Here is a 21404-nt window from a genome sequence, read left to right on the forward strand (position 1 = left end):
TAGCGGCATTTTATTAAGTCTTTTTCGTTCAATTAGTTCGGAAAAACTTGCTTAAAAGGTTTAACCGTTACGTTTTCGTAAACGCCAGCATCCACATAAGGATCTGCATCAGCCCAAGCTTTTGCTGCCTCAAGACTCGCAAATTCAGCAATTACAACACTGCCGCTAAACCCCGCGTCGCCTGGATTATCAGAATCAATCGCTGGATTTGGGCCAGCTAATACTAAACGGCCCTCATTTTGCAGTGTTTCTAAGCGAGCTAAGTGAGCAGGACGAGCTTGTTGGCGAGCGCCAAGGCTGTTAGCTACATCTTCACCGATAATAGAGTAAAGCATTGTTATTCCTTATTTTGTAAGTGCGATGATAAGTAAATGCCTTGTAATATTATAAATACAATGGTCATTCCTAATAAACCGAACAGTTTAAAATCTACCCATATTTCTTCACTATACGAGAACGCAACGTATAAGTTGGTGACACCAGAGATAATAAAAAATCCAACCCATGCCAGGTTTAAAGTACGCCATACTTTGAAAGGCAAATCTAATTTATCACCCATCATGCGTTGAATGATGTTTCTATCACCGATGAATTGGCTGCCTAAAAATGCAATGGCAAACAAACCATTTACGATCGTTGGCTTCCATTTGATAAAATCACCATCACCTAGCAGGACGGTAGCACCGCCTAGCAACACGACTAATGCTAGAGAAACTAAGTGCATTTTTTCTATGGTTCTGTTCTTGAACCAAGTAAAACCGACCTGAATAATAGTCGCGGGAATTAAAATTGCGGTCGCAAGAATAATATTCCCTGTCATTTTATAAACAACAAAGAAGATAACAATAGGGAGAAAGTCGAACAGTATTTTCATATAAAAACCCAGTGAATGTATACTAAAATGTATGTATGCTGGTCTTATGATAACCACCATTCCTATTAAAGAACAGCCAATCTATGCCTGAAGCAGCAAGTTATCGAAAAGTCGATTTACATACTCACTCTACACGTTCGGATGGTCGTTTTTCGCCAACCGAGCTTGTGGATCTTGCGGTAGAGCAGGGCGTTTCTCTGTTTGCACTAACTGACCATGATACGCTCGATGGTATTGTCGAAGCCAGTCAGCGAGCTGTAGAGCATGGGCTTAGCTTTATTCATGGTGTTGAACTGTCGACGCAATGGGGCGGTGTTCCTTTGCATATGGTGGCGTTGAACTTCTCGTTAGACAACACAGCTTTGCTGTCTATTGTGAATAAAAATCAGGCTATACGTCTTGATCGAGCGCGACGTATAGCCGATCTATTGGTGAAGCAAGGTTTACCTGACTTGTTTGATGAAGCGGTTGCCCTAGCTGGCGAGAGTCAACTTGGTCGACCACATTTTGCGACTTTACTGGTAGAGAAAGGTTTTGTAAAAGACGCCAATAAGGCGTTTGATCGCTATTTAGGTAATAAAAAGCTAGGTCAGCTACGTGATGTTTGGCCAGAACTTGAGGATGTTTTAACAGCTCTTACTGGCCAAAATATGGAATTAGTTTTAGCTCATCCTAAGCGCTATCCTCTAACTGTAACTAAGTTAAAGCGTCTATTAGGCGATTTCAAAAAATGGGGTGGTACAGGAATAGAAGTAGTTTCGGGTAATGAGCGCCCTGACAGTGTTCGTTTGCTTGAACGCTTATCCAGAGAGTTTGACTTAAAAGCGTCGGTAGGAAGTGATTATCATGGACCGTTTGGTCCGTGGATGCAGGTGGGTAAATTTACGCAAATACACGAAAGTGAAGTAGATTTAGTATGGCAGACTTGGAAATAGCACGGCTTATTTTTAAGCTCCCTTGAATTGGTTACGAGTTATTATTTATATATTTTTTAGTGGAGAATAGGTTGAGTCAATTTTTTCAGATACACCCAGAAAACCCGCAAGCGCGTTTGGTAAAACAAGCGGCAGAAGTGATTCGTAACGGCGGTGTTATTGCGTATCCAACAGACTGTGGGTATTCGCTCGGTTGTCATTTGGGTGATAAAGATGCATTGGATCGAATTCGAGCAATTCGTCGTTTGGATGATAAACATAACTTTACCTTGGTGTGTCGAGATTTGTCTGAAATATCAACCTATGCGCGATTTGATAATCGCTTGTATCGTTTGTTGAAAAATAATACACCGGGTCCTTATACTTTTATTTTTAATGCGACATCGGAAGTTCCTAGGCGATTATTGCATCCGAAAAGAAAGACCATTGGTATTCGTGTTCCGAATAACAACATAGTGTCTGCTTTGTTAGAAGAATTGGGCGAACCTATTATGAGTGTTTCTCTTATTTTGCCTGGAGAGACAGATCCAATGACAGATCCATATGATATTCGCGATACTCTAGAACATGCGCTAGATTTAGTCATTGATGGCGGTTTTTGTGGGTTACAACCGACAACGGTCGTTAAAATGGATGCAGATAGTATTGAAGTGGTACGTGTTGGCGCAGGTGATCCTGCTCCCTTTCTGTAAAATCTTTAATATTCAGCTGTCAAGGCCCATGCTGTGTGGCTTATAATGCGAAAAATGGTTAATTAATATTACTAAAACTGGGTTGCTGAGAAGCATTCCCTCTAAGAGGTTCGTAATGGACGAGAAGTTACAAAAAGTATTAGCAAGAGCGGGTCAAGGTTCACGTCGTGAAATGGAAACTCGTATCCGTGAAGGTCGTGTATTAGTTAATGGCGAAGTTGCCACATTAGGTGACCGCGTTAGCGTAAAAGATACGATCACAATAGATGGTTACTCTATTATTGCGACTGAGGCTGGTGAAAACCGCCGTGTTATTATTTATAACAAACCAGAAGGCGAGGTCTGTACTCGTAAAGATCCTGAAGGTCGACCTACTGTGTTTGATAAACTGCCAAAATTGCGCGGAGAGCGTTGGATTGCTGTTGGCCGTTTGGATATCAATACGTCAGGTTTGCTGCTTTTTACCACTGATGGTGAATTAGCAAATCGATTGATGCATCCATCTACTGAGATAGATCGTGAATACCTTGTCCGCGTGATGGGTGAAGTCACTGATGAAAATCTAGCTGCGTTGAAAAAAGGCATAATTTTAGACGATGGTGTTGCCAAGTTTACGGACATCGTTGATGGCGGTGGTGAAGGCATTAACCGTTGGTTCTATGTTTGCTTGATGGAAGGGCGTAACCGTGAAGTTCGTCGTCTTTGGGAATCTCAAGGTGTAAAAGTTAACCGTTTGAAACGTGTTCGCTTCGGCCCTGTCTTCTTGCCTTCAAAAGCAAAAGTTGGACGTTGGGTAGAAATGGAAGAAACCGATGTTAATTCTTTGTGCGCCATGGTTGACCTTAAGTTATCAGAATTGACACCAAAAACCCAACAAGAGAAATTAGAATTAAAACGCCACAAAAACAAAGCAACAGCAGGCGGAGCGCGTCGTGCGCCACCTAAAGGTTTTGATTGGCAGAGCAATGACAAACCTGAGTTTAAACCTAAAAAGCCAGGTAAAAGATCGTTTCGTTAAGATGAAAATTGCTTAGGAGTTGTAGAGGCATGGTTCGCTGGATAATTGCATTGATTGTTGTCTTGTTCGTAGGTTTCTTTATATACGTCACTATAAGTAATAAATTGCCTGAAGGACTTGGTGTCACGGATGGCGGGCTGATGTCTTGTCCTTCGTCCCCGAACTGTGTGTCAACTCAAGCATCTCCGGAAGATTTGGAGCATTATGCAGAGCCTATAGTTTACACAGGTGACCGTATGAAGACTCAGTTGTCTATTGAGTCTTTTATACTAAGCAAAGGGAATGCTCATCTGGTTAGTAGCACACTAGGCTATGTTCACTTTGAAGTGAAAAGTGCTTTGATTGGCTATATTGATGATGTTGAGTTTTACCTACCAGAAGCCGACAGTGTTGTTCATGTCCGTTCAGCTTCCCGTGTTGGCTACTCTGATCTTGGTATTAACCGCGAGAGAGTTAGACAAATTCAAAGTCTTCTAGTAGATTGATTTTAAACGAATTGATTTTAAGTCACTAAAACTAAAAATGATAACAACTGGACGAGGATTGCCCATGAGCATAGATGACAACAGAACCATTTTGATTGTTGAAGACGATGAGCGTTTGGCGTTACTCACTCAAGAGTATTTGCAAAAAAATGGCTTTACTGTTGGGATCGAGCCTGATGGACGCAAAGCTATTTCCCGTATTGTTGAGGAGCAGCCATCTTTGGTTATTCTAGATCTTATGTTGCCGGGCGCAGATGGTTTTACAGTGTGTAGAAGTGTTCGCAATGACTACAAAGGACCTATTCTGATGTTAACTGCTCGTAGTGACGATGTTGATCAGATATTAGGTTTAGAAATAGGTGCTGATGATTATGTATCTAAACCAGCTAAACCTAGAGTGTTGTTGGCTCGAGTTCAATCTTTGTTGCGTCGCAGTACACAAGATGTAGATTTGACGCTTGATCTTTCCAAGGAGGAGCAAAACTTGACTTTTGGGCCACTGACTATTGATAACTCTCGCCGTGAAGCTTGGTTACTTGAAGAAGAAATCGAACTAACGAGTGCCGAGTTTGATTTGTTATGGTTGCTGTCTAGTAATGCTGGTCGTATTTTAAGCCGAGAAGAAATTTTTGGTGAATTGCGTGGCATTGAATATGATGGTCAGGATCGCTCGGTTGACGTTAGAATCTCCCGTATACGTTCAAAAATAGGTGATGATCCAATTCATCCTCGCCGTATAAAGACTATTCGCAGTAAAGGCTACCTGTTCGTAAAAGAAGTATAGAATAGAATGCGAGCTGAAATGTGGCGGTTATATCGACACCTTATTTTTGGAGGTGTCGTTATTGTGGCGTGTTGTTACATCGTCATGGAGTTCACTCAAATTCGTTTTGGCGCATCAAGAGCTGAGCAATTGCTTTGTGTTGATGCTGAAATCAGCTCTGTCTTACTTCTTTCAGGTATTCAAAAAGATCTTCCCGATTCCCAATTTAGTTGGACCTACAAATCCTCTAAACCGTTTTCAATCGCGGCTCTTTCTTCTCTTATTGCAGAAAAAAAATGGCTTAAATTACCTAATAATAGCTATCAGATTGCATTTGGAAAAACTAATCAGCCGGTTCTGATTGGACACGCTAATCAAGATCGTCCGCTTTTTAAAATAGAGTCATTGTTAGCACAGTTTTTGTTAGCAAATGATATTTCCTACTCAGACAAAGTTACCTTATTAAAAAGTATGTCTTGTCTTTCTATGAAGGAAATTTCTTCTAAGGTTTCTAGCCCATTAACTGCTGTAGCTCTAGTGAGCGGCGCTTATAGTGAATATGGCTTTGTCTGGAAAGATAAGGATACAAGTAATACCGTCTATTTGTCCGTTGTTCATGATGATAATGTGTCCTTGACTTTAATTGTGGTTATTGTGGTCGGTGTCGGTATTGCAATTATGCTGATGCTAATTTGGCGTGAACTTATCTCCTTGGACTTTAAGCGCAAAACATTCGAAAGTATTACTCGTCAAATTGCCCGTGGTCGAAGTGGTTTACCGAAAGGTATTCCTGACAGTAGTGGGACGCTAAAAGAGCTAGCGTATTCCTTTGACTCGATGTCTTCTCATATCCAACGATTGCTAAAAGTTCAACGTGAAATGATAAATGCTATTTCTCATGAGTTGCGAACGCCTATTGCCCGTTTACGATTTGGGTTGGAGGTGATGAAGGATGAGGTAGATGATAATGTTGCTAAAACGATTGAAGCGCTTGAGGGCGATGTTGAAGAACTGAATACACTGGTTGATGAGGTGCTAACTTACGGGAAGTTAGAAGCTGGTTCTTTGGCGCTGAATTTCAAAGAGATTTCTATTTCTCAACTGGTTGGCGATATTTTACAGCATAATCATTTATTACTTCAGCATCTCAGTGTCGAGGTAAATATCGATGAAACAGATTTGGTTTTAGCAGATGAGCACCATTTGAGTCGAGCGTTACAGAACCTTATTTTAAATGCCTCAAAATACGCAGCAGGTAAGATTGTTATTACTTTCTCTCATGATGAAGAGCGTTGGCAGTTAGATATTGAAGATGATGGGCCAGGTATTGCGTTTGAAGATAGAGATAAGGTCTTTATTCCTTTTCAGCGATTAGATAACAGTCGTACACGAGCTTCAGGTGGTTATGGACTAGGTTTGGCGATTGTTCAGCGTATTGCTTTTTGGCATGGTGGTGCTGTGTTGATTGATGCCAGTGAGTCTGGTGGCGCTAAATTTAGTTTGATTTGGTCGCGTAATCAGCATCAGAACTCTCTGTCCTGATGCTGTTACCTGTAACGATTACTGCGCTTGCCAATACTTTGTTAAAAATAGACTCGCTTATTCATGGATTTAGCAACATGGGCCCATTTATAACCCATAAACTCGGCTTTGGCTTCCTGCGTAGCCCTAATAACTACATCCATGTAGTTATCCGTTTTTTCGCCTATTTTTGCCTCGTCTAGTCTTCGCTCGTGAAATCGTTTGAAAGTTGGTTTTGAGTGATGTTTTTAAAGTTCAGGCGCTAGAATGCCTTTTAGATTTTTAAAGCAGGTTTTTGATGCGGTAGAAATCAAATCTTCCATGTAGGCGTTTTCACGCTGATCCTTTCTTATTGCCAAATAGAGCTTACACCAAACGCCTTCTTCGCCTAACGACTTGGTAATGACATATTGTCGGTTGGTGTATTCTGTTAATGCCCAATTTGGTAAGCAACAGACACCGCGACCGCTTGCTACCAACTGCATCATCATCAGCGTCAATTCACTATGACGAATTTTAGCTGGTGACACGTCCGCTGGGTTTAGGAAGTGTTTAAAAATATCCAAGCGTTCCGTTTCGACCGGATAGGTAATAAGTGTTTCTTTCGCAAAATCTTCCGGTGTTAGAAATTCTTTTTTTGCCAGAGCATGATGTCTGGATAAGGCGACCTGAGACTCATATTGAAACAATGGGATGTATTCAATATTTGGAATGTCTTGTGGATCGGATGTCACGACCAGATCCAAATCGCCACGAGCAAGAGCTGGTAATGGCATGAAACCAAAGGCTGTAGAAAGGTCGAGCTCGACATCCGGCCAATGTTCGCGGAAATGGTCAATGGTTGGCATCAGCCATTCGTAACAGCTGTGGCATTCAATAGCGATGTGCAGGCGTCCACTTTCCCCTTCAGCGAAGCGTTGAATGTCGCGCTGGGCCGAACGGAATGAAAGTAGCACATCATCTGCTAATTGTAATAAACGCAGTCCAGCGCTGGTAAAACGAACTGGTTTCGTTTTTCGAATGAAAAGTGGGCATCCTAGCTTTTCTTCAAGATCTTTAAGTTGGTGAGATAAAGCTGATTGTGTCAAGTGAACTCGTTCGGCCGCTTCGACTAAGCTGCCGGTTTCTCTGAGTGCGGTCAGTGTTTTTAAATGCCTAACTTCAATAATGCTCATAGTAATTCACGGTTGATGCGTCTTTTTAATGTTTGGGGGCAAAAAAAAGCTCGTAGGGAAGGGGATCCTTACGAGCCTTGATATTGTGTTAGTGGCAGAGCAAAAATTCAAGCAGTGCTTTTTGTGCGTGTAAGCGATTTTCTGCTTCATCCCAAACAACACAGTCTGGATGATCTATTACGTCAGCAGACACTTCTTCGCCTCGGTGAGCTGGCAGACAGTGCATGAATAAGGCATCATGATTAGCCTTAGCCATTAGTTCGGCATTCACTTGGAAGCCATCAAAGTCTTTTAGGCGCTGTTCCTGTTCGTCTTCTTGGCCCATTGAGGCAAATACGTCAGTGACGATTAGATCCGCGCCTTTGGCTGCTTCATGCGCATTGTGAAGCACAGTTACGCGATCAGCGTGTTCTGCAACCAAATCTGCATTGGGTTCATAGCCTACTGGGCAAGCAACGACTAATTGGAAGTCGAGCATAGCTGCTGCATTAATGTAGGAATTACACATGTTGTTGCCATCACCAACCCAGACGACTTTTTTGCCTTCGATAGATCCGCGGTGTTCTTGATATGTTTGCATATCAGCAAGCAGTTGGCATGGGTGATAGTCATCAGTCAAAGCGTTAATAACAGGGACAGATGAGTATTTGGCAAACGTTTCGACGGTTTTATGATCAAAGGTTCTGATCATTACGGCATCTACCATGCTTGAAATAACGCGTGCGCTGTCTTCAACTGGTTCGCCACGTCCCAATTGCGTATCTCGAGAGGAAAGAAACAATGCGTGTCCGCCAAATTGAGCCATACCCGCCTCAAAAGAAACTCGAGTTCGGGTCGATGACTTTTCAAATATCATCGCTAAAACTCGGTTTTTCAGCGGTTGAAATAGAGTGCCTTCGTGATGGATTTTCTTAAGCTCAGAAGCTCGTAGTAGTAACCGTTTTAACTCGTCAGAAGATAGATCCTTCAGAGTAAGAAAATGTCTAGGCGACACGCTAGGACTCCTTGTATGTCTTTGGAAAAAGGGAATCGACCAATTTAATACACTCAGGTAGGCGAGTAAAGGGCAATTAACAAGAGAAAGTAGAAAGGAAAGCATCTTTTTGGGGTTGTAAATACACCACGAGACCCAATAAACTGATGCAAGTTTAATGAATTTAATAGACTTGAATTTAGTAAGGGCATTAATAATTCGTTTGTCCTTACCAAAGACAGTTGCATAGCGAGGTTTTTAGCATGAGTAATACAATCGAAACAATTAAAGAGCAGATTAGCAGTAACGATATTTTGTTGTACATGAAAGGCAACCCTCGCGCTCCACAGTGCGGGTTTTCATCTCAGGCAGTGCAAGCATTAATGTCCTGCGGCGAGCGTTTTGCGTTTGTAAATATCCTAGATAATCCTGATATTCGTGCTGAGCTACCAAAGTTTGCTAACTGGCCAACATTCCCACAGCTTTGGGTTAAAGGCGAGTTAGTGGGTGGTTGCGATATTATCGTTGAAATGGCTGCTAACGGTGAACTACAGACTTTGATCAACGAAGCAGTCGGTTCTTCTTCTGAAGAATAAGTTTTGTGTCGGTTATGATGGTAAGCGACATTGTTGAGTTAAACATTAGCCTTTAAATATTAAGCAATAAAAGGAGACGTTAAAGATGTCTATTTTAGTTGGTAAAAAAGCCCCAGATTTTACAGTTCCAGCCGTATTGGCAGATGGCCAAATTGTTGATTCTTTCAACCTTGCTGAAACAATCAAAGGCAAATACGCAATCGTGTTCTTCTACCCGTTAGATTTCACATTCGTATGTCCTTCAGAAATCATTGCTATGTCTCACCGTATGGATAAATTCCGTGAAATGGGCGTAGAAGTCATCGGTGTTTCTATCGATTCTCATTTTACTCACAACGCTTGGCGTAATACTCCAGTTGAGCAAGGTGGTATCGGTGCTGTTGAATATACATTAGCAGCAGACATGGATCATGCAATCGCAAAAGCATACGGCATTGAGTCAGAAGGTGGTGATTCATACTACCCAGCTGGTGTTGCTATGCGTGCGTCTTTTGTTATCGACCAAAAAGGTATTGTTCGTTCACAAGTTGTAAACGATGAGCCGATTGGCCGTAACATGGATGAATTGGTTCGTGTTGTTGATGCGCTTCAATTCTTCGAAGAGCATGGTCAAGTTTGTCCAGCTGGTTGGAACAAAGGCGACAAAGGCATGACAACTTCTCCAGAAGGTGTTGCGTCTTACCTTGCTGAAAACTCTAAATCTCTATAAGACTCTTTGTTTTATAGTAAGAGAAGAACAGAACGCTCACTGCTGTAAAGTAGTGGGCGTTTTTTTGACTTGAGTTATTGGCTTTAAGCGATGATTTTAAATGCCGGTTTATAAGTGCTGGCTTTAAATGCCGCTATTGAGGCTATAGCTCGTAAAGCTCAAGCGGTAAGTCGTCTGGATCGGCAAAGAAAGTAAAACGCTTGCCAGTCAGCTCATCCAATCGAATGTCTTCCGTGATCACACCTTGTTGATTTAGATGTTTAATACAGTCTTCTAAATTTTCTACTGCAAAGGCTAAGTGTCTTAAGCCTTGCGCCTCAGGCCGAGAAGGACGTGCTGGTGGTGATGGAAATGAGAAAAGCTCAATTTGTTGTTGGTCATTAATGGCAAGGTCTAATTTATAAGACTGACGTTCTTCTCTATAAGTCTCTTTTAGTATGCGAAAGCCAAGAATCTCACTATAAAATCGTTTTGAGACCAAATAGTCAGAGCAAATGATGGCGACGTGATGAACATGAGAAACGTTGAACATAGTTTTGTGTCTTCTGATGGCTCTTATTATTTAGCTTGTGCTTTTAGCTCATTTGCCACATCAATGACTTGTCTTCTGAACCAAATATGACTGGCATCATGATGTAGTAGCGGGCTCCAAATCATTTTTAGTTCAATTTCTGGAATATCGAATGGTGGATCAAGAATGACTAGATCAGGGTTCTTTTTATTAACCATAGCGACTTTTTTAGGAAGAGTGGCAATAAGATCTTGCTCAAGAGCCAAGTGCATCGCGGTGTGGTAACTTCTAGTAAACACCCGAATGCTGCGTTTATGATCAAGAGCTTGTAGTGCCTCATCAACCCAGCCTAATTTCTGTACGTCGTTTGGGTCCATGCCGACACCCACACCAAAGCCTGTTTTACTCACCCAAATGTGCTGGGCTTGTAAGTATGCTTCAATATCAAAATGGTCTTTGACAGGATTTTTTGAGCTCATCATGCAGACAAAGGTATCAAACCAGACACTTTTTTGATGGAAGGACTGAGGTAATTCTTCAAAACGGTTAATGGCCATATCGATTTTGCCGGCCTCAACATCATGAAAGGTGACATCACTTGGCGTCATTATGTCGAGCGTAATGCCAGGAGCAAATTCCCGTAGACGGTTAAGTAGTCGCGGAATAACGGTTGAAGCGGCATAGTCACTCGCCATGATACGAAATACACGCGTACTAATACTTTCGTTAAAGTCTGCTTCTGGCTGCAGAGCTTCTTCTAGTTCTAATAGAACTTTGCGCACGATAGGTTGTAGGCGTAAGGCTTTCTCAGTTGGCTTCATGCCTTCACTAGTGCGGACTAGCAATGGGTCGCTTAACAAGTCTCTTAGACGCTTTAAGCCATTGCTCATCGCTGGCTGTGTGATGTTTAGCTGATTTGCAGAGCGCGTGACGTTGCATTCTCGCAGTAAGACATCGAGATAAATAAGAAGATTAAGATCTATTTTATTAATATTCATACTTTTTATGTGATTCGCATAATTTATATATTGTATGAATTTATTGTATTGACCTTTGCGTAAACTTCAACCGCAAATGCTAAATAATCTAGCAAAGGTCTAAAAATGTATATTTTATGTATTTGATAGGATCGGCACTGTACAGCAGAGATCGATAAAGCGCTGGGCGTTTTGGGTTAGTGCGGTGTTCTTTGGTGTGACAATTAATAGGTTTCGGTTTAGTTCTAATGGTGTTTGATAAAGACGTATTAGCCCAGCGTTGAGTTCTTGGGATATAGCCATACGAGACAAACAGCCAAGTCCCATTTGATGAATGACGGCTTGTTTTACCGCTTCCATGTGAGCAAGGGAAAGGACGACATTAAGCTGTGGAATTTGAGCCGCAGTGGCTTGTTCTAATATATTGCGAGTACCAGAGCCGGATTCGCGCATTACCCAGCTGGCCTCTTTTAAGTCTTCCCAAGATAAATTCTCAGGGCGTTCTTCTTCAGCGGAACCAAATACCACAAGTTCGTCTTTTAACCATACTTGGGTCATCAATTCTGCGTGTTGGCAGTAGCCTTCGATAAAACCGACTTCGGCTTTGCCTGTTAGTAATTGTTGAATCACGCTTTGTGTATTGCCAATGTCTAAGTTAAAACGAATGTTAGGGTGTTGACGTTTAAACAAAGACATCTGTTTAGGCAGTAGATAATTACCAACACTCACACTGGCAGCCAAATGCAACGAGCCGCTTAGCTCATCTTCGTTGCCCATGCTCTCGATTTGTTCTATTTGACTGAGAACTGCACGAGCTTGTGGGAGGAGGTGCCTTGCTTGTGGTGTTATTTGCAAACGTTTGCCGTGGCGGCGGAAAAGAGGCCGACCTAAAAGAGCTTCTAGCTCTCTTAGTGCTTGGCTTGCAGCAGGTTGGCTGATGGAAACCATTTCTGCAGCAGCAGTAACGGATCCTGTGTGAACAACCGCTTCAAATATTTGTAATTGTCTAAGTGTGATTCTCATTTGGCTATTGTAGCCTTGTTTCTGTTTTGATGAGTAGTGCTATTCGCTTCCCTGTTGATAAATGATCCAAGAGACAAATAAAAGTCCATAAGCAATTGTATATTCTGAAGTTATGGTATGAAATGTGCTTCAGTTTTAACTGAGAAACTCAGTGCTGAATTTACTGAATTGAATGTGGTCTGTGTTATCCGCTTTCACAAGAAGCGATTTTTACAAACCTTTGTTATTAACCAAAAGTTAATACGACTCTTGTTAAGGACGTTTTATGAAAACCACTCATCGTTGGCTCTCTATTATTGAGGGTTGTCTGCTTGTTGCCTTAGGCTTGCATATTTTAAATTCCGCTGGGTTGCTTATTAGCGGCACTGCAGGCGCTGGAATGATTCTGTTGCGGGTTACTGATTTATCTTTTGGGCAGTTGTTTTTCTTGCTTAATATTCCTTTTTACATATTAGCTTGGTACACACTAGGGCGAGACTTTACCTTACGTACCTTTGCCAGTGTTAGTCTGTTGTCTTTGCTTTCTGAACTGATGAAACAATATGTTGTTCTATCGATGCATCCTCTTTTATCGGGTGCTCTAGGTGGCTTATTAGTTGGTTTTGGGCTAATTATCTTGTTCCGCCATAATGCTTCTTTAGGCGGGCTAAATATCTTATCTGTGTATTTAGAGCGGCGATTTGGTGTTCATGCGAGTAAAACAACGTTAGTTGCGGATATTGCGGTATTGATGGCGGCTGTGGTGTTTCTTGATTGGAGCCATTTAGCCTACTCGTTACTTGCGTTCTTATTATTAAGTTCAGTAGTTGGCCGTTATCATCGTCCACCAAAGTGGGCGCAAATAGTGATGGTAGATGCCAAAGTTTAAGGTATAAAGTCGATCTTTACTTTTATTTGACTCTTTTTTTAACAAGTCGTTTTATCAGCGTGTGTTAATGTGGACTTTCCTTGATCCACATTAGTGCATGCCTCGTATCTAATTTGTATATTTCCTATCATTCAGCGCTTTAATGAGTCTTCATTTGAGACCCTTGTACAATCTAGTTTTATTTTGTGCTTAGGATTATCTGCTAATTTTTATTCTAGGCTTTTTATAGATAACTTAGATGGATATTTTATAAGAAACAGAGGTAGTATTTAGGGGTATTACTTAATAATTGTTCAATCGTGGCGTTTTAATTACTTTATTTAAGTGATTGTTAAATCATAGAAAAGGCATAGCTAGGTATGAAGCAGTCCCCAACGGTGTTAATTGTCGATGATGTTCCAGAGAATTTACGCGTTTTAAAGGAAGTAATGGATGCATTGGATTGCCAAATTTCTGTAGCAAACTCCGGCGAACGAGCTCTGGAACTGCTAGATCGAACCCAGCCGTGTTTAATTTTGTTAGATGTCATGATGGGGGGAATTGACGGGTTCGAGACCTGTCGTCGAATTCGATGCCATCCGCATCATAAAGATGTGCCTATTATTTTTGTTACCGCGTTGGCTGATGATATAAGTCGAGGTTTTGAGGCTGGCGGCAATGATTACATCAGTAAGCCTATTCGAATTGAAGAAGTCCGTTCCAGAGTTCAACACCAGCTGGAAAAATTCCAATTGGTGAATGAGTTAAGAGAGCTTACCTCGTCACTAGAAGAGAAGGTTCGTGAGCGCACTGCCGATCTGAATTTGGTAAATCGAAACCTTCGAAAAGAAGTGAACGAAAGACGCTATATGCAAGATCGACTGAACTATCTTGCACAGCATGATTTTGTCACTCAACTCTATAACCGTGATGCGCTAGACGAATACATTTCTAATCTTATTTCCGGAATTCAAGCCCAAACAGCCGAGCATATACCTTATTTTATTTTAATTGACGTGAATGAATTTCGTCTGATAAATGATTCATGCGGTTGTATTGCCGGTGATGAATTGTTGTATCAACTGGCCATTATGATGAGTGAACTTGCCGATCCTCAACGAGATTTTTGTGCTCGCTTAAGCGGTGATAAATTTGCCATTGTTATCAGTCAAGGCGGAGATGAGGCGGTCGAATCTTTTTTCCGCTTACTACAACAAGGTTTCAAGAACTTTGCATTTGTATGGGATGAGCGTCAGTTTCGAATGACTGTGACGCAAGTTGCTATCCCAATTACGCTTGATATGGTGTCTTTTGAACAAGTTGTTATGTTGGCTGACGAAATTTGTTATTCAAGTAAAAAATCGGGCATTCATTCTCGAATTATCAAGAATGCCAAAGACCTTGCTTATGATGAGCATAGGGGGAATTTAAACTGGGGGCTGCGTATTATTGACGGCCTCGATAAAGATTTATTCGAAGTGCATTTTCAACAAGTGTGTTCATTGATTAACGATGAACCGAAAAAGAAAATAGAAATATTAGTTCGACTGAAAGACGAAGAAACTGGTGGTTTAATTTACCCCAATGATTTTATCCGAGCAGCTGAGCGTTTTGGTATCGTCTCCAAAATAGATCGCTGGGTGATTAGTAATACCATGCAGCAATTGGCAGAGCGTGCTGGTTTGTGGGACGAAATTGATCAGGTGGCGTTGAATGTGTCAGCGCTGTCGGTGCGACAGGCCAATTTTGCCGAATTTATTATTGAGCAGTTAAAGCACTATCAATTAGATGGCAGTAAATTCTGCTTTGAAATCACAGAAACAGAAGCGCTTAATAACTTTGCGGATACACGTAGGTTTATGTCTTTGCTTCACGAACATGGCTGTACCATTGCTTTAGATGATTTTGGTACGGGCTTCTCGTCCTTTGCGTATTTGATGGATTTGCCATTTGATTTAATTAAGATTGATGGCATGTTTATTAAAGACATGCATGTAAACGAAATTCACTACGGTATGGTCGACTCGATTGTGAAGTTGGCTAAGATGCTTAATAAACCTGTTGTGGCAGAGTTTGTCGAAAACCAAGCTATCGTGGATAAGTTAAAGCTTTTAGGTGTTGAGTGGGGGCAGGGATATTTTTTCCATAAGCCGGAAAAGCTTTAGCACAAGTTGTACTCGCGCGACTTGGTATCGGGCTTTTAAAGCCAATAAAGTTACTTCTGGTGTTTTTTAGGGATTTATCATGGATATAGAGTTTCCCATTTTACTCAAAGTGTTTGCTAGTTTATTTTGCCTAACCGCTTTTGTACTGGTTGCTTTGCAACTCGCTTTTCTTTTTCGTTTTAAGCTATTACAGCGCCGCTATTCGAGAGCGATTCTCGCTACTAACGCAGGCGTTTGGGAATGGTTTCCTGAAACGGGTCGTTTATATGCTTCTTCTGAATTCTTTATGCAACTTGGTTTTGAAGAACAAAAAACACCAAAGCGCCTAGAAGATTGGTTGGCGTTTTTATCATCAGAAGATCAAATAACTTTCAATACATGGAAAACTGCGTTACTCGAACAAGAAACACATCTCGCGCCTAAATCGATACGTTTACAGATTCAGAATCATCTTAATGAATGTTTTTGGATAGAGATGCGCGGTAGCGTTACTCGTAGAGATAGCCACCATCGTGTTTTGAGTGTAGCTGGGATTTTTGAAGAAATAGGCCATCTAGTTGAAACTGAAACCGCTTTGATCGTTGCGCGTGAAGAAGCGCGTCGCCGAGAACTTACCTTATCCTCCTTGTTAAATAACATTCCTGATATTGTCTGGTCAAAAGATGAGCAAGGAAATTACCTCGACTGTAACCAAGCTTTTTTAGACTTTAATCAACTCACTGCGCTAGAGATAAAAGGAAAAAGTGATTTAGATTTAAATTTGGATGGCAAAGGTGATTATTATCAAAGCAGAGGAGATTTAACCTTACAAACGGGCATTACTTCTCATGAGCAAAGTTGGGGCTACCCAAAAGATGGGGGCGAGCCGTGTTTATTTGAAATCCATCGAGTTCCAGTAATTGAACCTTCTATCAATTTTCGTGGCACTTTAGGAATTGCCCGAGATATTACTGAGCGTCATCTCCTGTTTAACCAGCTTAAGTTATTTAAAAGCTTTGCAGATAACTCTGCGCAAGGCTTTGCCATGGCTACTTTGGATGGCGATATTACATATTTTAATAAAAAAATACGTTCACTTCTTGGTGTGGGTGAAGAGGCCAGTGATGCGTCTTTAGCCGAATATAATTATCTTGAATTTTATCCTGAAGTTAGCCAAAAGTTTCTGAAAGAAACAGTGATTCCTTATGTGAGAGAGCACGGTGTTTGGGAGGGTGAGTTGCAGGCCAAGAGCTTAGATGGTCATATCTTCGCAACCTACGAAACCTATTTTTTATTGCGTGATGAAAATGGCAAGGCAACCTCTGTTGGTGACATCATGAATGATATTACCGAGCAAAAACATGTGTCCATGGAGTTGGAGCAAGCAAAAGAAGCTGCAGAGCAAGCCAGCCAGGCAAAAAGCCATTTCTTAGCTAATATGAGTCATGAAATTCGTACGCCATTAAATGCGATTATTGGCTACGCACAGCTGATTAGTGAAGACAACCAATTAACTGGCGTTTCTAGAACGCGTTTTTTATCCATTGCGAGTGCTGGGCATCGTTTATTGGGCTTGATTAACGACATTTTAGACATAGCCCGAATAGAGTCTGGACGGCTTGTGCTACACGAGCAAAAAGTTAATCTCTGTCGCGAAGTTAGTCAGATTAGTAAGCTCTTTCAAGGTCAAGCTCAGGAAAAAGGTCTAGAGCTTATTGTCGAGTGTGATATAGACGAGCGGCAGTTTGTCTGGATAGATCCCGTTAAATTCCAGCAAATAATTACCAACTTACTGGGTAATGCTGTGAAATTCACAGCTCAAGGTTACGTGAAAGCGGCCGTTCAGATTGTAGAGGATCGTATTCATATCAGCATCGAAGATACAGGTCCAGGAATAGAAGCTGAATTAATGGATCACCTGTTCACGCCGTTTATACAGGGGAAAGCGGGTGAGGCATCTGGCGGCACAGGGTTAGGTTTGTCTCTATCGACGACGTTGGTCAAACTGATGAACGGGACTTTGTCTGTTAAAAGTAGCGAGGGTGTCGGTACACAAATTGTAGTTGATTTGCCATTGTCTAAAGTTGAAGACAGCGAAGCGACTGACTGTGATGAGCAAGACACACTGCTTAATATGAGACTTAATAACCCCATCAGAGTTTTGGTGGCGGAAGATGATGAATGGTCGCGAGATATTCTAGTGTCATTGTTAGAAAAGGCTGGTTGTCAGATCATTGAAGCAGAAGACGGCGAGCAAGCTATAAAAGCCTTCAAAGCGAATCCGCCAGATTTAGTGATGACCGATATTCGAATGCCCAACAAAACCGGTATAGACTTATTAAAATTCATTCAACAAGAAGATCAGGAACAATTGATTCCTGTGATAGCGGTAACAGCATCGACATTGGTGCATGAACAGCAAGCTCTATTGGATGATGGTTTTTGGCAGGTCATCGCTAAGCCTTATCAAATAGAAGATATTTACAAAGCCTTAGTTGCACATCTTGATGTGAAATTTGTTCCTATCATTGAAACCACTGCGACACAAAAGGCTACTGATGAGCAATCTGAAGAAAGCGCCCACACAGTCGAGTTACCAGAGCTATTACCTGATTTAACACCAGAAGATTGGCTGCCATTGTTATTGGCTGCACAAAGTGGCGATGTGCAAACCACCGAAGAGGTATTTCAGGTATTACGTCAATCATTGCCTAAGAATCAGCAAAAAGCCCTTCAAGCGGCGATCAATCAATTTGATTTGGGATTGGTAGAAACATTGATTGATAAGTATCAGACAGAGAACGAATAACCCACATCGTTTCTTCACAGGCATGCGTTTTGTTCAAGCCATGCTGAAGGCTTTAGGTTTGACAGGAATCTGCTGCCTAGTTAAGGTCAAACAAGACAAATCATAGGGAAAACGCCTACAATAGACGGCTTATGATTTCCTTTTGAACTTAATGAACCGCAACAGGTAGCTCAATGACCCGTTTAGCCTCTAGTGACTTTCCTTTTACCGCAGTGGCGGGGCAAGAGCCGTTGAAGTTAGCGTTGATTTTGTGTGCGATTAATCCCCAAATTGGCGGTGTTTTGATAAGCGGTCCGCGTGGATCAGCAAAGTCTACCTTGGCTCGCGGTTTGTCTGGGGTGATGCCTGCTTTACAAGGTGAAGAGCCTGTTCCTTTTGCCACTTTACCTCTTGGCACCAGTGAAGATCGTTTGCTTGGCGCTCTCGATTTAGAGCAAGTTCTGCAAGACAAACACGTCGCGTTTAAGCCTGGTTTATTGAGCAAAGCTCACGGCGGTGTGTTGTATGTCGATGAAGTGAACTTACTTGCCGACCATTTAGTTGATCAACTTTTAGATGTTTCAGCCAGCGGTGTGAATCGTGTTGAGCGTGATGGTATTAGCCATGAACACGCGGCACGTTTCTTATTGGTTGGTACTATGAACCCAGACGAAGGTGAATTGCGTCCGCAGTTAAAAGACCGTTTTGGGTTAATGGTCGAATTAGTGAATCAATATAGCCTTGAAGAGCGAGTACAGATTGTCCGTCTGCGAGACGAATACGATCAAGATTCACAGGCCTTTTGTGATGCCTTTAAATACAAACAGCGTAATTTAAAAAACAGCATTCGTTTAGCAAGACAAGCCTTGGCACAAGTGCGCTGTTCTGATGAATTACGTTTAGAAGTCGCGACTCGCTGTCAGTTAGCAAATATTGATGGTGTGCGTGGCGACATTGTTTGGATTCGAGCTGCGATGACTCATGCTGCTTGGCGTGGCGCAAAAACCGTTGCTTTGGACGATATTCAAGCGGTGGAAGATTTGGTATTGGCACATAGACGCCAAGCTAAAACTCAGAACCAGTCACAGCCTCCAAGCCCACCACCGTCTCGTCGTCCTGATCATTCACGTTCGCCTTCACTAAATAAAGGTGATCAGCCACAAGATCAAGAAAGCTCTAAAGACAATCAGACAAATGAGCAAAATGGTTCAGGTGAGTGGGGAAGTATGGAGTCACAAGCACTTGCTAGTAGCGCGCCGATTCGTGTCGCCATTCATGACGAGTTGAACGAAAGAAATTCAACTCGCACTCGTATTGATGAGGTGACGCCGGGAAAGCGCAAAGGCAAGCAATTGGGCGGTTATCGTCCTGATGTTGCGTCATCTGTTGATCTTCAATCAGCGGATGGCATTGATTGGTTTCGCAGCATCGTTAGTCACCCACAAGAATGGCCGCCGAAAAACCTGACGCATAAGCCAGCCAAAACGGGTCAATCTGTTTTGCACTTGGTGTTGTTAGATACGTCGGCATCAACCTTGAGCCAAGGCGTTTTTGCTCAAGCCAAGGGGGTAATTTTAGACATTGCCAACCGTGCGTATTTAGCCCGAGAACAGATTACGATTTTAGGTTTTGGGCAGGACGGTGTGTCGTCGATTTTGCCAAAAGTCCGTGCGCCAAAAGAAATCTCAGACTTACTTGATGATTTAGGTGCTGGTGGCGGTACGCCGTTTCGCGTTGCTATAGAAAACGCCAGTCAGTATTTGGCGCAACAACATAAGACAACCACTGGCTTGCACAGCCAAACTTACATATTGACCGATGGTCGCACCCAAGCTGATGTGTCCGATCTTGTTTTACAGGGCAACACTGTACTGATCGATACTGAAAACGCGCCGGTTAAGCGTGGCCGAGGTCAGGATATTGCCCAGCATTTGGGTGCACAATACGTTTTATTGAGCTCTCTTTTAGAGAACTTTTAGACACTTTTAGAGACTGCTTTATGACCACTTCCGTTGTTCATTGTCCCGCGTTATTTTTGACGGCGCCTGCGTCGAATCAGGGTAAAACCACCATTACTGCCGCCTTAGCACGTTATTTTACCAATCAAGGTAAAGCGGTTCGTGTCTTTAAAACGGGTCCAGATTACCTTGATCCACAAATTCTAGCGCAAGCATCCAAGCAGCCAGTTGAACAGCTGGATATCTGGATGGCAGGCGAAGATTATTGCCAAGATAAACTCTACCAAGCTGCTCAAGTGGCGGATTTGATCTTGGTAGAAGGCGCTATGGGCATGTTTGATGGTGAACCCTCCAGTGCTGATTTGGCAGCCCGATTTGGTATCCCCATGGCGATTGTTATGGATGTCAAAGGCATGGCACAAACCGCCGCCGCAGTAGCGACTGGCTTGGCGAACTTCCGTGATGATGTACAAGTGACAGGTTTAATTGCCAACCGATGTGGCAGCGAACGCCATGCGGAATTGATCCGCGATGCGCTACCAGCAAGTTTGCCTTTGCTTGCAACCTTAAAGCGTGATGAAGAGATTACCTTGCCAGAACGTCACTTGGGCTTGGTGCAAGCGGACGAAGTGAAAGATGAACTAGAAATTCGTTTCGAAGCCGCTGTTGAATGGCTCAAAGAAACCCAAGATACAGGCTTACTTGAATTACCTACAGCCGTGCCTTTTTACCCTACAAACCACGTAGACGCTGAACAAACCATTGAGCAAAGCTTACTGGGTAAAACTATTGCGGTTGCCAAAGACTCGGCGTTCAGCTTTATCTACGATGCTAATCTGATTGCGCTAAAAAACTTAGGCGCTAACGTGGTGTTTTTCTCACCATTGCATGATCAAGTTTTACCTGATGCCGATGCGCTTTGGTTACCGGGCGGTTATCCTGAATTACACACCAAAGCATTGTCAGAAAACACAACAATGCGCCAAGCGATCAAAGACTTTTTCCAAACCGGCAAAGGTATTTTGGCAGAATGCGGTGGCATGCTGTATAGCTTGGATGATTTAACCGATTTGGATAATCAGTGTTATCCAATGTTGGGAATTTTAGAAGGCCAAGGTGCAATGCGCGGCAAACGTGGCTGCCAAGGTATGCAAACGGCGGTGATTCCGCAAGGTGAAATTCGTGGTCATGCTCACCATAGGTCACGCAGCGCCAATACGCCTGAACCTGTCGGCTATGGTCGTCGTCAGCGACATCCTGCACCGGGCGAAGCGATTTATCAGCAGAAAGGTTTGACCGCCAGTTATTTGCATCTGTTTTTCCCTTCGAATCTAGACGTTACCGCGAAGATTTTTTTAGGCCAAGGCAGTTCGTCCTTCGATAAGGGGCGCTCTTCTTTGGACAAGGGACAATAG

20 protein-coding genes are annotated in these 21404 nt (G+C 42.4%); 13 read left to right on the forward strand and 7 right to left on the reverse strand.

Annotation, left to right across the window (positions count from 1 at the left end; all coding sequences use genetic code 11):
* Positions 1–32 precede the first annotated feature (32 nt).
* Positions 33–335 carry a YciI family protein gene (locus CCS02_RS20005; protein ID WP_100637516.1) on the reverse strand — a complete coding sequence of 101 codons (303 nt, stop codon included), beginning with the start codon at positions 333–335 and terminating at the stop codon, positions 33–35.
* A 2-nt stretch (positions 336–337) separates the two neighbouring features.
* Positions 338–874 carry a septation protein A gene (locus CCS02_RS20010; protein ID WP_100637517.1) on the reverse strand — a complete coding sequence of 179 codons (537 nt, stop codon included), beginning with the start codon at positions 872–874 and terminating at the stop codon, positions 338–340.
* An 83-nt stretch (positions 875–957) separates the two neighbouring features.
* Here CCS02_RS20010 and CCS02_RS20015 point away from each other — a divergent pair, with 83 nt between their 5' ends.
* From CCS02_RS20015 to CCS02_RS20040, 6 genes are all read left to right on the forward strand, one after another.
* Positions 958–1809, forward strand: a complete 852-nt coding sequence (locus CCS02_RS20015) for a PHP domain-containing protein (protein WP_072841295.1) — start codon at positions 958–960, stop codon at positions 1807–1809.
* A gap of 71 nt (positions 1810–1880) precedes the next feature.
* A complete protein-coding gene (locus tag CCS02_RS20020) occupies positions 1881–2501 on the forward strand; it encodes an L-threonylcarbamoyladenylate synthase (protein ID WP_072841296.1) in 621 nt (206 codons plus the stop codon).
* 115 nt (positions 2502–2616) lie between these two features.
* A complete protein-coding gene (gene rluB / locus CCS02_RS20025; protein ID WP_072841297.1) occupies positions 2617–3519 on the forward strand; it encodes a 23S rRNA pseudouridine(2605) synthase RluB in 903 nt (300 codons plus the stop codon).
* Between the two features lie 29 nt (positions 3520–3548).
* Positions 3549–4004 carry a DUF1499 domain-containing protein gene (locus CCS02_RS20030; RefSeq protein ID WP_100187105.1) on the forward strand — a complete coding sequence of 152 codons (456 nt, stop codon included), beginning with the start codon at positions 3549–3551 and terminating at the stop codon, positions 4002–4004.
* Positions 4005–4068: 64 nt separating this feature from the next.
* Positions 4069–4788 (forward strand): response regulator, encoded by a 720-nt coding sequence (locus CCS02_RS20035; RefSeq protein ID WP_012071062.1) that lies wholly within the window; start codon positions 4069–4071, stop codon positions 4786–4788.
* A 6-nt stretch (positions 4789–4794) separates the two neighbouring features.
* Positions 4795–6309 (forward strand): ATP-binding protein, encoded by a 1515-nt coding sequence (locus tag CCS02_RS20040; protein WP_198515428.1) that lies wholly within the window; start codon positions 4795–4797, stop codon positions 6307–6309.
* Between the two features lie 227 nt (positions 6310–6536).
* Here the strand turns inward: CCS02_RS20040 and CCS02_RS20045 are convergent, their stop codons facing one another.
* Both CCS02_RS20045 and argF read right to left on the reverse strand, forming a co-directional pair.
* A complete protein-coding gene (locus tag CCS02_RS20045; protein ID WP_249422120.1) occupies positions 6537–7463 on the reverse strand; it encodes a LysR family transcriptional regulator in 927 nt (308 codons plus the stop codon).
* An 88-nt stretch (positions 7464–7551) separates the two neighbouring features.
* On the reverse strand, positions 7552–8457 hold the full coding sequence (gene argF, locus CCS02_RS20050) for an ornithine carbamoyltransferase (RefSeq protein ID WP_100187106.1): 906 nt from the start codon (positions 8455–8457) through the stop codon (positions 7552–7554).
* 242 nt (positions 8458–8699) lie between these two features.
* Here argF and grxD point away from each other — a divergent pair, with 242 nt between their 5' ends.
* Together grxD and CCS02_RS20060 are read left to right on the forward strand one after the other, a co-directional pair.
* Positions 8700–9032 carry a Grx4 family monothiol glutaredoxin gene (grxD, locus tag CCS02_RS20055; RefSeq protein WP_072841300.1) on the forward strand — a complete coding sequence of 111 codons (333 nt, stop codon included), beginning with the start codon at positions 8700–8702 and terminating at the stop codon, positions 9030–9032.
* A gap of 85 nt (positions 9033–9117) precedes the next feature.
* Positions 9118–9741 carry a peroxiredoxin gene (locus tag CCS02_RS20060; RefSeq protein WP_072841301.1) on the forward strand — a complete coding sequence of 208 codons (624 nt, stop codon included), beginning with the start codon at positions 9118–9120 and terminating at the stop codon, positions 9739–9741.
* Between the two features lie 142 nt (positions 9742–9883).
* Here CCS02_RS20060 and gloA2 read toward each other — a convergent pair whose 3' ends face one another.
* The 3 genes from gloA2 to CCS02_RS20075 all read right to left on the reverse strand — a co-directional run bounded on the left by gloA2 (position 9884) and on the right by CCS02_RS20075 (position 12252).
* Complete coding sequence (gene gloA2, locus CCS02_RS20065) at positions 9884–10273, reverse strand: SMU1112c/YaeR family gloxylase I-like metalloprotein (RefSeq protein ID WP_100187107.1); 390 nt, start codon at positions 10271–10273, stop codon at positions 9884–9886.
* Positions 10274–10299: 26 nt separating this feature from the next.
* A complete protein-coding gene (locus CCS02_RS20070) occupies positions 10300–11250 on the reverse strand; it encodes a LysR family transcriptional regulator (protein ID WP_012071055.1) in 951 nt (316 codons plus the stop codon).
* Between the two features lie 114 nt (positions 11251–11364).
* Complete coding sequence (locus tag CCS02_RS20075) at positions 11365–12252, reverse strand: LysR substrate-binding domain-containing protein (RefSeq protein ID WP_100637518.1); 888 nt, start codon at positions 12250–12252, stop codon at positions 11365–11367.
* A gap of 265 nt (positions 12253–12517) precedes the next feature.
* Between CCS02_RS20075 and CCS02_RS20080 the strand changes: the two genes are divergently transcribed.
* From CCS02_RS20080 to CCS02_RS20100, 5 genes are all read left to right on the forward strand, one after another.
* The gene (locus CCS02_RS20080) at positions 12518–13120 is read left to right on the forward strand and encodes a YitT family protein (RefSeq protein WP_100187109.1); all 603 of its coding nucleotides are present in this window, start codon (positions 12518–12520) and stop codon (positions 13118–13120) included.
* Positions 13121–13479: 359 nt separating this feature from the next.
* Positions 13480–15264 carry a two-component system response regulator gene (locus tag CCS02_RS20085; RefSeq protein ID WP_100637519.1) on the forward strand — a complete coding sequence of 595 codons (1785 nt, stop codon included), beginning with the start codon at positions 13480–13482 and terminating at the stop codon, positions 15262–15264.
* 79 nt (positions 15265–15343) lie between these two features.
* Positions 15344–18052 carry a hybrid sensor histidine kinase/response regulator gene (locus tag CCS02_RS20090; RefSeq protein ID WP_100637520.1) on the forward strand — a complete coding sequence of 903 codons (2709 nt, stop codon included), beginning with the start codon at positions 15344–15346 and terminating at the stop codon, positions 18050–18052.
* A gap of 173 nt (positions 18053–18225) precedes the next feature.
* Positions 18226–20010, forward strand: a complete 1785-nt coding sequence (locus CCS02_RS20095) for an ATP-binding protein (RefSeq protein WP_100637521.1) — start codon at positions 18226–18228, stop codon at positions 20008–20010.
* A 20-nt stretch (positions 20011–20030) separates the two neighbouring features.
* On the forward strand, positions 20031–21404 hold the full coding sequence (locus CCS02_RS20100; RefSeq protein WP_100187113.1) for a cobyrinate a,c-diamide synthase: 1374 nt from the start codon (positions 20031–20033) through the stop codon (positions 21402–21404).

It is taken from the genome of Marinomonas sp. ef1 (genome assembly GCF_002806845.1).
Taxonomy (GTDB): domain Bacteria; phylum Pseudomonadota; class Gammaproteobacteria; order Pseudomonadales; family Marinomonadaceae; genus Marinomonas; species Marinomonas polaris.

Coding starts and splice junctions, on each gene's coding strand:
- CCS02_RS20060 (WP_072841301.1), top strand. CDS start 9,118: ATGTCTATTTTAGTTGGTAAAAAAGCCCCAGATTTTACAGTTCCAGCC.
- rluB (WP_072841297.1), top strand. CDS start 2,617: ATGGACGAGAAGTTACAAAAAGTATTAGCAAGAGCGGGTCAAGGTTCA.
- CCS02_RS20030 (WP_100187105.1), top strand. CDS start 3,549: ATGGTTCGCTGGATAATTGCATTGATTGTTGTCTTGTTCGTAGGTTTC.
- CCS02_RS20040 (WP_198515428.1), top strand. CDS start 4,795: ATGCGAGCTGAAATGTGGCGGTTATATCGACACCTTATTTTTGGAGGT.
- CCS02_RS20045 (WP_249422120.1), bottom strand. CDS start 7,463: ATGAGCATTATTGAAGTTAGGCATTTAAAAACACTGACCGCACTCAGA.
- CCS02_RS20085 (WP_100637519.1), top strand. CDS start 13,480: ATGAAGCAGTCCCCAACGGTGTTAATTGTCGATGATGTTCCAGAGAAT.
- CCS02_RS20035 (WP_012071062.1), top strand. CDS start 4,069: ATGAGCATAGATGACAACAGAACCATTTTGATTGTTGAAGACGATGAG.
- CCS02_RS20005 (WP_100637516.1), bottom strand. CDS start 335: ATGCTTTACTCTATTATCGGTGAAGATGTAGCTAACAGCCTTGGCGCT.
- gloA2 (WP_100187107.1), bottom strand. CDS start 10,273: ATGTTCAACGTTTCTCATGTTCATCACGTCGCCATCATTTGCTCTGAC.
- CCS02_RS20100 (WP_100187113.1), top strand. CDS start 20,031: ATGACCACTTCCGTTGTTCATTGTCCCGCGTTATTTTTGACGGCGCCT.
- CCS02_RS20095 (WP_100637521.1), top strand. CDS start 18,226: ATGACCCGTTTAGCCTCTAGTGACTTTCCTTTTACCGCAGTGGCGGGG.
- CCS02_RS20080 (WP_100187109.1), top strand. CDS start 12,518: ATGAAAACCACTCATCGTTGGCTCTCTATTATTGAGGGTTGTCTGCTT.
- CCS02_RS20010 (WP_100637517.1), bottom strand. CDS start 874: ATGAAAATACTGTTCGACTTTCTCCCTATTGTTATCTTCTTTGTTGTT.
- CCS02_RS20075 (WP_100637518.1), bottom strand. CDS start 12,252: ATGAGAATCACACTTAGACAATTACAAATATTTGAAGCGGTTGTTCAC.
- CCS02_RS20070 (WP_012071055.1), bottom strand. CDS start 11,250: ATGAATATTAATAAAATAGATCTTAATCTTCTTATTTATCTCGATGTC.
- grxD (WP_072841300.1), top strand. CDS start 8,700: ATGAGTAATACAATCGAAACAATTAAAGAGCAGATTAGCAGTAACGAT.
- CCS02_RS20015 (WP_072841295.1), top strand. CDS start 958: ATGCCTGAAGCAGCAAGTTATCGAAAAGTCGATTTACATACTCACTCT.
- CCS02_RS20090 (WP_100637520.1), top strand. CDS start 15,344: ATGGATATAGAGTTTCCCATTTTACTCAAAGTGTTTGCTAGTTTATTT.